12 protein-coding genes are annotated in these 15,738 nt (G+C 64.5%); 2 read left to right on the forward strand and 10 right to left on the reverse strand.

Annotated features, from left to right (window positions below; all coding sequences use genetic code 11):
* Window positions 1–3 precede the first annotated feature (3 nt).
* Window positions 4–1,224, forward strand: coding sequence for a beta-ketoacyl-ACP synthase I (fabB, locus tag JQX08_RS15840; protein ID WP_205349362.1), 1,221 nt, complete (start codon window positions 4–6; stop codon window positions 1,222–1,224).
* Window positions 1,225–1,278: 54 nt separating this feature from the next.
* On the opposite strand, the gene mddA is transcribed toward fabB, so the two are convergent.
* The 9 genes from mddA to JQX08_RS15885 form a co-directional block, all read right to left on the reverse strand.
* A complete protein-coding gene (gene mddA, locus JQX08_RS15845; protein ID WP_205349363.1) occupies window positions 1,279–2,046 on the reverse strand; it encodes a methanethiol S-methyltransferase in 768 nt (255 codons plus the stop codon).
* 294 nt (window positions 2,047–2,340) lie between these two features.
* Window positions 2,341–5,139, reverse strand: a complete 2,799-nt coding sequence (locus tag JQX08_RS15850; RefSeq protein ID WP_205349364.1) for a PAS domain S-box protein — start codon at window positions 5,137–5,139, stop codon at window positions 2,341–2,343.
* 304 nt (window positions 5,140–5,443) lie between these two features.
* Entirely contained in the window at window positions 5,444–6,157 is a 714-nt protein-coding gene (locus tag JQX08_RS15855) for a response regulator (RefSeq protein ID WP_205349365.1), read from the reverse strand.
* 125 nt (window positions 6,158–6,282) lie between these two features.
* Window positions 6,283–7,653, reverse strand: coding sequence for a DUF1329 domain-containing protein (locus JQX08_RS15860; protein ID WP_205349366.1), 1,371 nt, complete (start codon window positions 7,651–7,653; stop codon window positions 6,283–6,285).
* Window positions 7,654–7,712: 59 nt separating this feature from the next.
* A complete protein-coding gene (locus JQX08_RS15865; protein WP_205349367.1) occupies window positions 7,713–9,656 on the reverse strand; it encodes a DUF1302 domain-containing protein in 1,944 nt (647 codons plus the stop codon).
* A gap of 230 nt (window positions 9,657–9,886) precedes the next feature.
* Window positions 9,887–11,512 (reverse strand): methyl-accepting chemotaxis protein, encoded by a 1,626-nt coding sequence (locus tag JQX08_RS15870; RefSeq protein ID WP_205349368.1) that lies wholly within the window; start codon window positions 11,510–11,512, stop codon window positions 9,887–9,889.
* A gap of 228 nt (window positions 11,513–11,740) precedes the next feature.
* Window positions 11,741–12,541, reverse strand: coding sequence for an OmpA family protein (locus tag JQX08_RS15875; protein ID WP_205349387.1), 801 nt, complete (start codon window positions 12,539–12,541; stop codon window positions 11,741–11,743).
* 5 nt (window positions 12,542–12,546) lie between these two features.
* Window positions 12,547–12,873 (reverse strand): DUF4398 domain-containing protein, encoded by a 327-nt coding sequence (locus JQX08_RS15880; RefSeq protein WP_239482211.1) that lies wholly within the window; start codon window positions 12,871–12,873, stop codon window positions 12,547–12,549.
* Window positions 12,874–12,913: 40 nt separating this feature from the next.
* The gene (locus JQX08_RS15885) at window positions 12,914–13,735 is read right to left on the reverse strand and encodes a substrate-binding periplasmic protein (RefSeq protein WP_205349369.1); all 822 of its coding nucleotides are present in this window, start codon (window positions 13,733–13,735) and stop codon (window positions 12,914–12,916) included.
* Between the two features lie 113 nt (window positions 13,736–13,848).
* Here JQX08_RS15885 and JQX08_RS15890 point away from each other — a divergent pair, with 113 nt between their 5' ends.
* Complete coding sequence (locus JQX08_RS15890; protein WP_205349370.1) at window positions 13,849–14,787, forward strand: alpha/beta fold hydrolase; 939 nt, start codon at window positions 13,849–13,851, stop codon at window positions 14,785–14,787.
* A gap of 53 nt (window positions 14,788–14,840) precedes the next feature.
* On the opposite strand, the gene JQX08_RS15895 is transcribed toward JQX08_RS15890, so the two are convergent.
* Complete coding sequence (locus tag JQX08_RS15895; RefSeq protein WP_239482212.1) at window positions 14,841–15,731, reverse strand: electron transfer flavoprotein subunit alpha/FixB family protein; 891 nt, start codon at window positions 15,729–15,731, stop codon at window positions 14,841–14,843.
* Between the last annotated feature and the right edge of the window lie 7 nt (window positions 15,732–15,738).

Genomic DNA, 15,738 nt, shown 5'->3' on the forward strand with positions numbered 1-15,738 from the left:
CGCATGCGTCGCGCCGTGATTACCGGTCTGGGCATCGTCTCCTGCCTGGGCAATGACAAAGACACCGTCTCCGCCAACCTGCGTGCCGGGCGTGCCGGTATCCGCTTCAACCCGTCGTATGCCGAAATGGGCCTGCGCAGCCAGGTCTCCGGCTCGGTCGACCTGAAGCTGGAAGAGCTGATCGATCGCAAGATCTATCGCTTCATGGGCGACGCTGCCGCCTACGCCTACCTGGCGATGGAGCAGGCGATCCAGGACTCCGGCCTGACCCCTGAGCAGGTTTCCAACACCCGCACTGGCCTGGTCGCCGGTTCCGGTGGCGCCTCCACCATCAACCAGATGGAAGCCATCGACACCCTGCGCGAAAAAGGCGTCAAGCGCATCGGCCCATACCGCGTGCCGCGCACCATGAGCAGCACCGTGTCGGCCTGCCTGGCCACGCCGTTCGAAATCAAGGGCGTGAACTACTCGATCTCCTCCGCCTGCGCCACCAGTGCTCACTGCATCGGTCACGCCATGGAGCAGATTCAGCTGGGCAAACAGGACATCGTCTTCGCCGGCGGCGGCGAGGAAGAGCACTGGAGCCAAAGCTGCCTGTTCGACGCCATGGGCGCCCTCTCCACCCAGTACAACGAAACGCCGGAGAAGGCCTCGCGCGCCTACGACGCCAAGCGTGACGGTTTCGTCATCGCCGGCGGCGGCGGCATGGTCGTCGTTGAAGAGTTGGAGCACGCCCTCAAGCGCGGCGCCAAGATCTACGCGGAAATCGTCGGCTACGGCGCGACTTCCGACGGCTACGACATGGTTGCCCCGAGCGGCGAAGGCGCCACCCGCTGCATGCAGCAGGCGCTGGCCACCGTTAGCGATCCGATCGACTACCTGAACACCCACGGCACCTCGACCCCGGTCGGCGACACCGCCGAAGCGCGTGCGGTACGCACCGTGTTCGGCGACAAGGCTCCGGCGATCAGCTCGACCAAGAGTCTGTCCGGTCACTCGCTGGGCGCCGCCGGTGTCCACGAGGCGATCTACTGCATGCTGATGATGGAAGGCCAGTTCATCGCCGGTTCGGCCAACATCGACGAAGTCGATCCGGACGTCGCCGACCTGCCGATCCAGCGCACCACGCAGGAAAACGCCAAGATCGACACCGTGATGAGCAACAGCTTCGGCTTCGGTGGCACCAACGCCACGCTGATCCTGAAGCGCTGGACCGGCAAGTAAGCCGCTCCCGCAACAAAAAAGGGCGCCTCTCGGCGCCCTTTTTCATTTCCGGCCTCAGGCCGCGGTTTCATCGTTCTGCAGGGTACGCCGCGGGCGGTTGATACGCGGCACCAGCATCGGCACTTCACGACGGTAGGTGGCGTATTCGGGATGCGCGTCTTGCAGGTCACGCTCCTCGAACTGGATGGCCGACAGGATGTACGCGGTGTTGAGCAACGCGAACAGCGCGTGGGTCATGGTCATCTCCGGGGTCGCCCAGAAGGCGATGAACCAGCCCACGTACAGCGGATGACGCACCACGCGATACATCGCCGGGGTCTTGAAGGCCAGTGGCTGGTAAGCGCGGCCCTGCAACTGCAGCCACACCTGACGCAAGCCGAACAGGTCGAAGTGGTTGATCAGGAAGGTGCTGTACAGCACCAGCAACCAGCCCAGACCGAACAGCGTGTAGAGCAGGCCGCGACCGACCGGGTTTTCGACCGACCAGAACACCCCACCGACCGGCTGCCAGAAGCTGAACATCAGGATCAGCGCCAGGCTGGAGAACAGCACGTAGGTGCTGCGCTCGGCCTCGACCGGCACCCACTGGGTCCACCAGCGCTTGAACGCCGGCCGGGCCATCACGCTGTGCTGCAGGGCGAACAGCGCGAGCAGCAGCACGTCGATGAGCACCGCGCTAGTCGACGGCATCCGTGGCTCGCCATCCAGCGTGCTCGGAACGAACGGCAGGTTACCGACGAACGCGATCAGATAGAGGAAGGTGGCGAAGAAGATCAGGTAGCTCACAACGCCATAGATGAAGATGGAAGTGCGCTTGAACATGTTCGGCTCCTCGGCAAGCAAGCGACCGTACTGCCCGGCCCGGCCGACACCTACGCGATTCAGGCAGAGAAAAGGGAACGGATGGCGAAGCTCGGCAGCTGCACGCACTGGCAGCCCAGTGGTGCAGCGGCGCAGCGGCCGAGTTGCGGGAGTTGGCGTTCGATCGTATGGCGCTTCATGCTCGGTACCTACCTTGGCTAGTGGTTCGGTGCAGTGCTCTGCACTTGAAGCCAGGTTATGGCCGGCATGTATCGGCTCTATGTCTGTAGCAGGGGAAATTGTTGCGCTTCGGTTTCAGTCGCGGCTTTCGCTTAGCAGCTGACGTAACAGGCGATGCAACTGCACCTGGTCGACCGGCTTGCGCAGCAGCGCGCGCAAACCCTCGGCCTGCACCTGGCCCTCGCTCAGCTGATCGCTGAAACCGCTGTACAACACGATCGGCAGGTCCGCGCGCAGCACCAGCAACCGCCTGGCCACCTGCAGCCCGGTGAGGCGCGGCATGCTCTGGTCGAGAATTACCAGGTCCCAGGCATAGGGATCGGCGCAGAGCATCGCACAGGCCTGCTCGGCATCGCCGAAATGGCGCACTTGCAGGCCCCAGTCGGCAAGGCGATCGGCCATGAACTCGGCCACCATCGGCTCGTCATCGACCACCGCGACGCGGCCGCGCAACGGCTCCGCATGCGCCGCCACCTGCTGCTCGCCGACCTCCGCCGCGCACGGCGTGCCCTCGGCCAGCGCCGGCAGGAAAATCTGGAAGGTGCTGCCCTCGCCCAGCCGCGAAGCGACGTGGATGTGTCCCGAGTACTCGTGGACGATGCCGTGCACCAGCGACAAGCCCATGCCGCTGCCCTGCCCGCTGGCCTTGGTGGAGAAGAACGGCTCGAACATGTGCTCGCACACTGCGGCCTCGATGCCCGGGCCGCTGTCGCTGACGCTGAGCACCACATACTGGCCGCCGAACGGCTGCCGGCAGGACGCGCAAATGCCGCGCTGCATGGCCTGCACGCCCACCGCAATGCGCAGCTGGCCGACCCCGGACATGGCGTCGCGAGCGTTGATGCACAGGTTCATCAGCACCTGTTCCAGCTGCACCGGATCGACCAGCACCGGCGGCAGATCGACCGGCAGACGGGTGTCGATCTCCACGCTGGACGGCAGACTGGCCTCGACCAGCTTGATGAAGCCGCCGATCCGCTCGGCCAATGCCACCGGCTGCGGCTGACCGCGGCTGCCGCGGCTGAAGGTGAGCATCTGCTGGATCAGGTCGCGAGCCTTCTCGGCCGAGCGCTGCACGCGGGTCAGGTAGTGGTTGAGGCGCGGGTCGGGCAGTTGCTCGGCCAGCTCCTGGGCCATCACCGTGTAGCCGAGCATGCCGGTGAGCAGGTTGTTGAAATCGTGCGCCACGCCCCCGGTCAGGTGCCCGATCGCCTCCATGCGCTGTGCCTGGCGCAGCTGCTGGGCGAGTGCCGCGCGCTGCTCTTCGGCGTGCTTGAGTTCGGTGATGTCGCGCAGGTAGCCGATGAATTGCAGACCATCCGGATTGTCCACCGCGCTGACCGTCAGTTCGGCGGTGAACTCCTCGCCGTTGGCCCGCCGAAGCTGCACTTCGACGCGCCGGCCGTTCATCAAGCGCCAACCGGCCAGGTAGGCCTGGAAGCCGCTGCGCATCTTCTCCTTGTGGCGCTCGGGGAGGATCAGCTCGGCCAGTGGCTGGCCGATCGCCTGTTCGCGGCGGTAGCCGAAGCACTGTTCGGCGGACGGGTTGAAGGCCAGCACGCGGCCGTCACCGTCGGTGCTGATGATGCAGTCCAGCGCCGTACTGACGATCGCCCGGTATTGCTGCTCGCTGGCGCGCAGGGCCTGTTCCGCGGCCTTGCGCTGGCTGATTTCGCGAGTGATGCCGAGGATGCGCTCGACCCCGCCGATGGTCGTGCGCTTGAGCACCACCTCGTCCCAGTGCAGGCTGCCATCGCGGTTGCGCCGGTGCCATTCGAAGCGCTGCAGCTCGCCGTCGCGGGCGCGCGCCAGCCAGCCGGCGGCGTCCTCACCGGTATAGGGGCGGTAGCCGGCGCTGAAGTCGTCGATGGTCAGCCCGAGCATCTCCTCGTAGCGGTAGCCGTAGGCCGCGCAGGCCTTGGGATTGACGTCGACCAGCACGCCGCTGTGCAGGTCGTGGACGAAGATCGCGTCCTCCGAACTGTCGAAGATCGCCCGGTAGCTCGCCTCGGCCTCGCCACTCTGGATTTCCGCCGCGGCGCGCACCGAGAAGACCTTGAGCAGCGCCTCGGTGAGCTCCGGGGACTCCAGGGTGCCGCGGCTGGAGATGGAAATCAGGCCGATCGGCCGGCCATCGGTGGCGAACAGCGGGTAGCCGGAATAGCTGTCGAGGTTGAATTCCTTGATGAACGGGTCATCGGGAAAGCGCACCCGGGCGTCACGACCAACGAACTGGAAGCCCTGCTCGATCACCCGCTCGCAGGGCGTGCCGGTGAGGCGGTAGGTGATGTTGTCGCGCAGCTGGCCATCGAAATACAGCGCCACGGTGCGCAGGCGCTTGACCCGGTCGCCCACCAGGTGGGCAATGACGACGATGTCGGCGCCCAGCGAACGGCCCAGGTAGCGGACGATCTCGTTGAACACCGCCTCGCCGCTGACCGCCGAAACGCCCATGGCGATATGCCGCAGCGCTTCTTCCCAGCGCTTGCGCGCGGTGATGTCGGTGGACATGCCGCACACCGCGATGACTTTGCCGTGGTCGTCGAACAGCGGCACCTTGGTTGACAGGTAGGTACGCTGCCCGCCCGCCAGTTCGACCTGTTCCTCGAACTCCAGGGCCTGGCCCAGTTCGGCCACCCGGCGGTCGTTGGCGCGCAGCACGTCGGCTTCGGCGGAAGGGAACAGTTCGTGGTCGGTGTGGCCGACGACTTCCGCGGCGCTGCGCCCGAACAATTCCTCGAAGGCGCGATTGACCAGCTGCAGATGGCCCTGCAGGTCCTTCACGTAGATCACCGCGCTGCTGTTATCGACGATCTGGCGCAGCTGGTGCTCCACGGTGCTGGACGCGAGGATCCTCGGCAGGGGCTGATTCATGCGCACATCCTCGGCTGGAAGCGAGATTCTGCGCTGAGTATAGGGGCGTACCCGGCGCCTTCGAGGGGGGCGCAACCGGGTTGAAACAATTGAAACAAAACAACCTCAGAACCTGTTTACGATCTTCTGGATTAGAGCCAGACAAGGCGCAACGACCGATGGGGGTAACAGCCAAAGGCTGGCCCAAAGGGCGAGCGTAGCGAGTCAAATGGCCGAAAAAGCGCAGTTTACGGAGTGCAAATGAGCATTTTGAGGCCACTTTTAAGGCGGTCTGGCTGCGAACCAGGAGCTCGTAAACAGGTCCTCAGCGCGGCACGAACATATAGCCAACTCCGCGCACCGTGCGGATCAGCTGCGGCTTGTCGGGATCCGGCTCGAGCTTGCGGCGCAGCCGGGCGATGCGGATGTCGATCGAGCGGTCGAACGGGTTCCAGTCGCGCTGCTGGGTCAGGTTGAGGATCTGGTCGCGCGACAGTGGGCGGTTCGGCCGCTGCACGAACACCTGCAGCATCTCGAACTCCATGGCGGTCAGCGGCACTTCGGCGCCGCTGGCGTCGAACAGCTGATGGCGCTGCAGGTCCAGGCGGCAGTCGCCGAGCGCCAGCAGCTCGGCGTCGGGCGCCGCTTCCGCCGCGGCGCTGGGCTGGCGGTTGTAGCGGCGCAGCACGGTCTTCAGGCGGGCCAGTAGCTCGCGGGGATCGAAGGGTTTGGCCAGGTAGTCGTCGGCGCCGACTTCCAGGCCGACGATGCGGTCCAGCGGCGTGCTGGCCCCGGAAATCATGATCACCGGCAGGTCGTGGTGCTCGCGCAGGAAGCGCGCCAGGCTCAGGCCGTCCTCACCGGGCAGACCGACGTCGAGCAGCACCACGTCAGGCAGGTGCTCGGCGAGCAAGGCGCGCATCTGCTGGCTGTCCGCCGCCAGCGCCACTTCGTAACCGTGCCCGCCCAGGTAATCGGCGAGCAACTGACGGATGTCGGCGTCGTCGTCGACCGCCAGGACCCTGATCGGCGCTGCCATGCTGCCCTCCTCTTCGCGCATCCGCCTCAGCCACTATAGCTGCCGACACCTGCGGCCAACGCACAGCTGGTCAGCGCACCATGAAAAACGGCGCCTTGCGGCGCCGTTGCTGTGGAGCGGTTGAATCAGCGCGAGGCCTTGCGGCGCAGGGCCGAGGGGCTGAAGTTGGAGTCGTCCGGGGCCGGCTTGCTGAAGTCGGCGGTGGTCGGCTCCTCGTTGTCCAGCCACTGCACGCTGTAACGGCGCGCCTGCAGGTCGTGGAAGGTATCCAGCGCGGTCCACACGGTCGGCAGCTCGTAGAAGTTCTTCAGGTAGGCCATCGACACCCGCCACAGCTCGCCACGGCCGTCGTACTGGTCGACCACTGCCGCGCCCCAGCTGTCCTCGTCGAGGAACAGCGTGCGCTTGGAGTAGATGTGCCGCGCGCTGGCCTTCAGCGTGCCTTCGACCACCCAGACGCGGTGCAGCTCGTAGCGGGTGTACTTCGGATTGATGTGACCGGGGGTCAGCAGATCCTTGTACTTCACGTCCGGGCTGGTGAGCCGGTAGTTGTTGTAGGGGATGTAGATTTCCTTCTTGCCCAGCAGCTTCCAGTCATAGCGGTCCGGGGCACCGTTGTACATGTCGGTGTCATCCGCGGTACGCAGGCCATCGGAGTCCTCGATCGGCGTGTCGTAGGCCAGCGTCGGCGCGCGCCGCACGCGGCGTTGACCGGGGTTGTAGGCCCAGGCCTGACGCGGTTCCTGGACCTGGTCGAGCATCTCCTGCACCAGCGCCCCGCTGCCCGCCAGACGTGCCGGCGCAGTGGTGAAGGTCAGGTAGTAGAACAGCGTGTTATTCAGCGTCGCGTAGCTGCCCTTGGGGTCATAGAAGCGGAACAGCGCCTCGTCCTGCGAAGTCACCAGCGAGTAGGCGCCGTTGCGCTGCACGCCGGCCTGCGCCGAGCGGCGCACCACGTAGGTGCCGCGGTAGCGGGTGATGTGGTTCCACACCGCCTCGAGGCCGCTCTGCGGAATCGGGAACGGGATGCCGCCGTAGGCGTCGGAAATGCCGTTGCCCTCGTTGAGCAGCTTGGCGCTGGTGGCGTTCTTCAGGGTGTTGTCGTACACCCACTGCGGCGCCGCGCCAGAGCGGCGGGTCGGATAGACCGGGATCTGGAAGCTTTCCGGGTAGGCGTTGATCAGGGCGATCTGGCCCGCCGTCAGGTTGGCCTTGTACTGCTCGAGGTTGGCCTTGCTGATGGTGAACAGCGGCTGGTCCGCCGCGTAGGGATCGACGTGGTGCTGCCCCGGGCCCTTGTAGCCGGCCGGCGCCTGGGTCAGCCCGCCGGTCCAGGCGGGAATGCTGCCGGCGGCGTTGCCGGCTTTTTCCGCGCCGAACGGCGTCAGCGTGGTGTTCAGCGTGGCGGCCTGCTCCGCCGAAACCGCCGCCAGTCCTTCCGTCGAGCCAAAGGCCAGAAAGAGGGCGGCAACAAGCAGGGATGGCTTTTTCAACATGCTGCGGTTCTCCATGTACGGTCGAGCACCCCTCCGGCGGGCCGGAGCGGTGTTGGGCATCAGAACGAGTACTTGGCGCTGAGCGAGACGTTGTCCCGGTCGCGCGTGCTGTTGTTCTGTCCGGCGCCGTAGTACTCGGTGTACTGCAGGCCGACCTCGAAGCTGTTCAGGTAGGTGGCGTCGATGCCCAGGGTGTGCGCCTTGCGGCCTTCGATGAAGTTGCCGGTGCGGTCGGAGTTGCCCTTGAAGTCATCCTGGAACACCACGTAGGGCGACAGCTTGATGCCGCCGTACACGTCGTTCCAGCTACCCGAGAGCAGCAGCGTGTAGCCGTAGCTGTCGCGGCTGATTTGATCGCTCTCCTGGGTGCCCTCGTTGACGTAGGCCTTGTCCGCGGCGCTGGTATAGCTGCGCTCGCTGCCGTCGAAGGCGGTGTACTTCAGGCTGCTGCCGCGGATGTGCTGGGAAGCCAGCTCGGCGACGCCGAACAGCGAGTCGAAGCTGAGCAGCGGGCCGAAGTTGTAGATGGTCGACAACGAGACGTTGAAGGTTTCCGCACGCTCGTAGTTCTCGAACAGCCCGGAGCGGCACAACTGCTTGCCGGCGACTGCGGCGCACGCCTGGTCGCCCGGGGTGCCGGCGTCGGCCAGGTTGGTCAGACCGAACACGCCCTGGGCGAGCAGGTCGCCGAGCAGGTCGTCGGTGGCGGAGATGCTGATCGGCGCGTTCGGCCGGTAGGCCACTTCACCGGACACCGAGGCATCGCCCAGCGTGGTGTTGAAGCTCAGGCCGTACATGCGGATGTCTTCGACGTAGTCGCGACGCGCCTGGGCGTTGCTCGCCGCGTCGAGAATCGCCACGCCCGGCACGGCTTCTGGCGGCAGGACCGACGCGAGGGTGGCGAAATCGACACCGTCGTAACCGCTCAAGTCGACCGCAACCTGCGGCTCCTTGGCGTGGTAGTTGACGAAGTAGGCGCCGAACTCGGTGGAGTTCAGCTCTTCGGCGACGTAGCGAAACGCGACGCCGAACTGACCGCTGTCATCGGCTTCGATGTCCGGACCGATGTTGGCCACCTTGAACGTGCCGGTAGCCGGGTTGGTGTAGGCGTTGGGGCCGAATGGGCCGTTGCCGACCGCGCCGAACTGCGACACCAGTTGGTAAGCGCCGAGGATCGGTGCCAGGTCCGGTTCGGTGGTGTAGGCGGTGTTGCCGCCATCGGCGAACAGGTCGGTGCCGGAGAAGTAGGTGCCAACCGGGTCGAGACGGGTCTCCTTCCACTTCCACTGGTAGAAGGTTTCCATCGACAGGTTGTCGGTCAGGCCGAGGTTGAAGTTCAGCGCCTCGATCGGCACCAGCACTTCCTTCAGCTCGGAACCCGGCAGGTGGAACTTCGCCGCGTCGACCGGGTTGATGGTGTTGATCCCGCCACGGTAGAACGCGCCCTCGCCCCAGTTGATCACCTGACGGCCGACCTTGGCGGTCAGCGGCATCTCGTAGATGTCCCAGTTGCCGAACGCGTAGGCGTCCAGCAGCTCGGCCTTGCGACCAGCAATGTGGCGGGTGTCCTGGGTGAAATGATCGTCGTCGGGGAAGGCCTGGCTCGGCCGTTCGACGCCGTCGGTGGTGCTGTAGTAGTCGTTGCGCTTGTCCATGATCTGCGTGTCGTAATACGCAGTGCCGCGGGCGAACAGACCGTAGTTCTCGTACTTGGCCGAAAGGTCGGAGGTGATCTTGTAGACCTCAGAGACCAGTCCGGTATCGAAGTTGCGGTTGCCGTCATCGGCGTTGATGTCGTCGATGTTGTTCTCGTCACGCCCCTGCACGCGCCACATGGCGCCGTAGGACAGGGTGGTGTCGATCGAACCGGTGATCTGGTTGTCGACCGCACTGAACTCGACCGCCTGCACCGAGCCGGCGATCAGCAAGGGCAGAACGCCCAGTGCCGCGCCAGCCTGCCAGGGTCGCCACATCAACTTGGGAAAGCGGACCTGCATCGTCATCGGCAACGCTCCTTCTATGGCCAAGATGTTGGCCGGCTATTGCTGCCGGCCTGTTGTTATTGGTTCTCGGCTGCCGCCGGACGCATCCCGTCCGGTGCCCTCTTCTGCCGGTTGTTCCACCGCTTGCGAGAGGCTAATTGGCACGATAGTGCAAGCAAGGTAACAAAGTGTTGCGCTGTCTGCCAACAAAAACGGCGCCTGCCGACGCCGTCCGTTTGGCTAGTCGCCGCTCACACCGAAAAACGCGCGACCATCGCATTCAGGCCGACCGCCAGGCGCGACAGTTCCTGGCTGGCGGCGCTGGTCTGATGGGCGCCGGCCGAGCTCTGCAACGACAGGTCGCGGATGTTGGTCAGGTTGCGATCCACCTCGCGGGCGACCTGCGCCTGCTGCTCGGACGCGCTGGCGATCACCAGGTTGCGCTCGTTGATCTGGGTGAATGCCGAAGCGATGTGCTCGAGCGCCTGCCCGGCACTCTGGGCCACTTCCAGGGTGGAGCGTGCATGCTGGTTGCTGCCCTGCATGGCGATCACCGCCTGATCGGTGCCCGATTGGATCGCGCCGATCATCTGCTCGATTTCCTGCGTCGACTGCTGGGTACGGTGCGCCAGGCCACGCACTTCATCGGCCACCACCGCAAAGCCGCGCCCCGCCTCGCCGGCGCGCGCCGCTTCGATGGCCGCGTTGAGCGCCAGCAGGTTGGTCTGTTCGGCCACCGAACGGATCACATCGAGCACTTTGCTGATGCCGCGCACACGCTCGGCCAATTGCTCGATCTGCTCGGCAGTGGTAGTCACCCCGGCAGCCAGATCGCCAATCGCGCCCACGGTGCGCACCACCTGATCGCGACCGTGCTGCGCGGTGCGATCAGACTCGCGCGACGCCTCGGAGGTGGACACCGCGTTGCGCGCGACGTCCTCGACCGCACTGGTCATCTGGTTGATCGCCGTCGCTGCCTGCTCGATCTCGGTGTTCTGCTGCTGCAGGCCGCGACTGGCGTTCTCGGTCACCGCGCTGAGTTCTTCCGACGCCGAAGCCAACTGGTTGGACGACTCGGTGATCGCCAGCACCGTCTCGCGCAGGCTCAATTGCATGCTGCGCAAGGCGCCGAGCAGACGCGCCGTTTCGTCCTGGCCATCGACCTCGACGGGCGTGGTGAGGTTGCCGGTGGCGACGATCTCGGCGACCTGCACGGCCCGTTTCAAGGGCACCACAATGCTGCGAGTCAGCATCGTAGCCAGGCTGAAGGTCAGCACGAAGGCCAAGGCCATCACCACCAGCAGCTTGGTACGCGCGGCGACGAACACCTCGTCGGCCTTAGCCGCAGCCGCCTTGGCCCCCTGATCGTTGAGCTCCGAAAGCTTGGCCAAGGCCAGACTCATCGCATCGGCGTGCTGGTTCATTTCACCGTTGATGATCGCCGTGGCGTCTTCAACAAGGCCTTGGGCGGAAAGGTCCATGACCTTCGTCTGCAGCGCCATGTAGCCCGCCTCGGCTTCCCGAAAACGAGCAAACAGCTCGCGATCTTCCGGGAGAAGAATGGTCCGCTCATACGCCTGCATGGCCTCGTGCACTTCGGCCTTGAGGCCATTCAATTTGCCGCTGTTCTGCCGCAAGGCTTGTTCGTCGCGATTGATCACCAGCCGCAAGGTCAGCGCCCGAACCCGTTGGACGTTCTGTCCGACGTGATTGAGCGTCATCAGCCCCGGCAGCCAGTCATCCTTGATCTGGTCCGCCTGCTCGCGCATATCCGTCATCTGCAACAGGGCATAAGCGCCCAGTGCGAGGGTCAACACCGCGACCAGGCCAAAGCCAAGGGTCGCGCGCACAGCGATGCTGATATTCCTTAGTGTCATTTTTGGATCCTTCTGCACGCCGAGTGAGCCGCCTCAACTGCGCGGACAACCATAGTTAGCACCAATGTGCCACCATGCGCCAAAGATATACTGTCAAAATTACAGCACTGCAAGGAGTTGGCGTTTTTGCCGTGCTTTTCGATTCATCCCTGAGCAGCTCAAGCCAGACTCCAGGCACAAAAAAACCCTGGCGCCTTGCGGCTACCAGGGTTCTTAACCCAGCGCGGATCAGCGACCGCTGCTGAGCTTGCCCTTCTCGTCGGAGAACACGATCTCCACCCGGCGATTCTTCGCGCGACCCCGCTCGGAGGCGTTGTCGGCGACCGGGAACTCCTGGCCAAAACCTTCCACCTGCAGGCGCTTGCTGTCGATGCCGAGGTCGTTCAGTGCGTCGGCCACTGCCTGCGCCCTCGCCCGCGACAGCCGGAGGTTCTCCTGCTTGTCGCCACGGCTATCGGTATAGCCCTCGATGCGCACGACGCGCTGCGGGTTGAGCTGGAGGAATTGCACCAGCTTGAGCACGGTGCGATTGGCCGTCGAGCTCAGGTCCGCCTCACCGGCATCGAACAGCATGTCGCCCAGCGTCATCACCAGGCCACGATCGGTCTGATTGGTCGCCAGACTGACGATCTGCTCCGACAACCAGGTGCCCTGCTGCTGCACGCTGAGCAGCTTGGCTTCGCGCAATGCCAGCTGCAGGCGCTCGCGCTCGAGCTCGAGCTTGGCCTGACGTTCTTCATTGAGCTTGAGCTGGGTGTGCTGCTGGGCGATTTCGCTGTAGCGCTGACTCAAGTAGGCGAAATGCGCGACGTCATCGTTCGAGCCCCAGTAGCTGGACAGTCGATCGGCACGCCCCAGCGACTCGCCGGCGCGAATCACGTCCTTCGGCGCGAAACGCAGCACTTCGCTGTCTTCCTTGACCTTCTGAAAGGATAAGCGCGCGGCTTCCAGTTGCTCTTCGGTATCCGGCTGGGTCGCGCAGCCATGCAGCGTGCCGACTACCGCTACAAGCCCGGCAAGGGTGACCATTCGCTTCACTGCACATCCCCCAATTGCTTGCGCAGGCGCGCTATGCGCGCATTCAGCTCGGCGAGTTGCTTGTCGCTTTTCTGGGTGAGGACCCGCGCTTCAGCCAGACGCGCATCCAGCTCCGACTGCTCGGCCAGGATGCGTGCGCGCTTGAAGTCTTCTTCGCCCATGTTCTTCTGTGCCCTGGCCAGCTTCTGCTCAGCCTGGGTCATTTCTTCGACCTGCTCGGTCGCGCCTACCGCCCGAGCCTGCTCGACCGCTTGCTCGGTCAGGCGCATCTGCTCGTTCGGCGCAGGATCGTTCGCACAACCCGCCAGGACCAGGAAGGCCAGGCCGGCTGCCAATATGCGTGTGTCGCTCACCTAGACTTCCCTACTGATTCGGTGCCGCGGAGGGCTGCAGCTGTTGATTCTTCCAGCGCTCGAGATTGCGCTGCAGGATGGCTTCCGGCACGCCGGCAGCGGTCAATTCTGTCATTTTTTTCGCCAGCTGTCCGCGCAGCCATGCGTCGTTGCAGGCGGAGTTGTGCGACAAGGTCAGGTACAAGCCTTCGCTGGAAATCGGCGGTTCCAGTGCCTCGATGTCACCAATCAGGCCCAGCGTGTCGGCCAGCGCTACACCGGGGTAGTGCTCGTAGAGCACGTACTCAGTGCGCCCCAGCATCAGCTTCTGAAAGGCCTGGGTCAGGGTCGGGACCGGCTCGAGGGTCAGGTTGGTCTTGGCGAAGGAATCGAATTGCTCGCCGAAGCTGTTGTTCACCAGTGTGCCGCCCAGACGCCCCTTGAGGTCGTCCCAGCCGGCATAGGGGAAGGTCTTGTCCTTGCGCACCCAGACCACGCTGGGCGTGTTGAAGAAGGCGGGATGCACGTAGTCCATGGTTTCCAGACGCGGCAGCGTGAGGAAGGCGCCGGCGATCAGATCGACGCGCCCGGTCCGCACTTCATCCTGAGCCCGCGACCAGGGGCCGGTGTAGATCACGTCGATCTTCACCTTGAGCGCCTTGCCGATCTCTTCGAGCAAATCGGTGTTAGCGCCAATCAGCTTTTCCGGCTTCTGCGGGTCACGCCACAGATACGGCGGGTACTCCGGGTTGCCGGTGGCGATCAACCGCTCGCACTTGCTGGCGGCGTTTGCCAGTACCGGCATGAAGGCCAAGCCAACCAGGATCCATCGCAGGAAGAAACGAGCTCGCATCTATTATTCTCGACAACTGCAGCTTGGATTGAGCACGGGATAGCGTTCGCGCCTATCAGGTCTCATGCTAGGTTAGCGGGACCATAATAACTATTAACAATAAAGGCCTTCGCATGAAAAAACTGCTTCTCGCTTTGGTCAGCATCATAGCCATTGCGGCGGCCATCCTGTATTTCTCGCCCGCCACCCTGCTCTCCGTGATGCGTTTCATCGAGCTTGAGCGGGCCGGGCTGACCGAGCAGCACAAGGAAGTGGCGCAGCTCAGCATTCACTACTACGAAGGCGGCCCGGCGGACGGCGAGACCATCCTCATGGTGCACGGCTTCGGTGCCAACAAGGACAACTGGCTGACGTTCGCCCGCTACTTCACCCCGCGCTATCACGTCATCGCCCTCGACATCCCCGGCTTCGGCGAAAGCAGCAAACCTGATGCCAGCTACGACGTGGGTAGCCAAACCGAACGCGTGGCGGCATTCACCAAAGCCCTCGGCATCGAGAAGCTGCACATCATCGGCAACTCCATGGGCGGCCACATCAGCGCCCTGTATGCGGCACGACATCCGGAGCAGGTGTTGTCCGTCGCGCTGTTCGACAACGCCGGCGTCACCGCGCCGAAAGCCAGCGAGCTGCGCGAACGCCTGCAGCGCGGCGAGCCCAACCCACTGGTGGTCACGCGCGCGGAAGACTTCCACCAACTGCTCGAATTCGCCTTCGTCGTACCGCCGAAAATCCCGGCCAGAGTCCAGCAGTACCTGGGCGAACTGGCGGTGGCCAACAGTGATCGCAACAGCAAGATTTTCCGCCAGCTGGTGGAGCGTTACATTCCGCTCGAGCCGGAGCTGCCGAAGATTCAGGCACCGACCCTGCTGCTGTGGGGCGACCAGGACCGCGTGCTGGATGTGTCGAGCATCGCGGTGATGAAGCCGCTGCTGAAACGGCCCAGCGTGGTGATCATGAAGGACTGCGGCCACGCACCAATGCTCGAGCGTCCCGCCGAAAGCGCCGAGCATTATCAGCGCTTCCTCGACAGCCTGCCGAAACCAGCCAGCTGAAAAACAAAAAGCCCGCTCAGTGAGCGGGCTTTTCGCTTAACGCAGCGGATCGCTTAGATCAGCTTTTCCAGCTCCGGAACGATCTCGAACAGATCGCCGACCAGGCCGTAATCGGCAACCTGGAAGATCGGAGCTTCTTCGTCCTTGTTGATCGCGACGATCACCTTGGAGTCCTTCATACCGGCCAGGTGCTGGATCGCGCCGGAGATGCCGACGGCGATGTACAGCTGCGGGGCGACGATCTTGCCGGTCTGACCGACCTGCATGTCGTTCGGCACGAAGCCAGCGTCGACCGCGGCGCGCGAGGCACCGACGGCAGCGCCGAGCTTGTCGGCCAGGCTGTACAGGTACTTGAAGTTGTCACCGTTCTGCATGCCGCGACCGCCGGAAACGACGATCTTCGCTGCAGTCAGCTCCGGACGGTCGGACTTGGCCAGCTCTTCGCCGACGAAGCTCGACTTGCCCGCGTCGCTACCGGCGCTGACCGCTTCAACCGCGGCACTGCCACCTTCGGCGGCAACCGGGTCGAAACCGGTGGCACGCACTGTGATGACCTTGACCGCCGCCGAGGACTGCACGGTGGCAATGGCGTTACCGGCGTAGATCGGGCGCTGGAAGGTGTCGGCGCCGATCACTGCGGTGATCTCGGAGATCTGGTCGACGTCCAGCTGCGCGGCGACGCGCGGCAGGATGTTCTTGCCGTTGCTGGTGGCAGCGGCCAGCACGTGGCTGTAGCCCTTGCCCAGCTCGGCCACCAGCGGCGCGACGTTCTCCGGCAGTTGGTGGGCGAAGGCGGCGTTGTCGGCGACCAGCACCTTGGACACACCAGCGACTTTCGCCGCGGCTTCGGCCACGCCGCCGACGTTCTGGCCAGCGACCAGCACGACGATGTCGCCGCCGATCTTCTGTGCCGCGGCAACGGTGTTGAGGGTGGCAGCAGCCAGGGCGCCG

The sequence above is a fragment of the Zestomonas insulae genome (genome assembly GCF_016901015.1).
Lineage (GTDB): Bacteria > Pseudomonadota > Gammaproteobacteria > Pseudomonadales > Pseudomonadaceae > Aquipseudomonas > Aquipseudomonas insulae.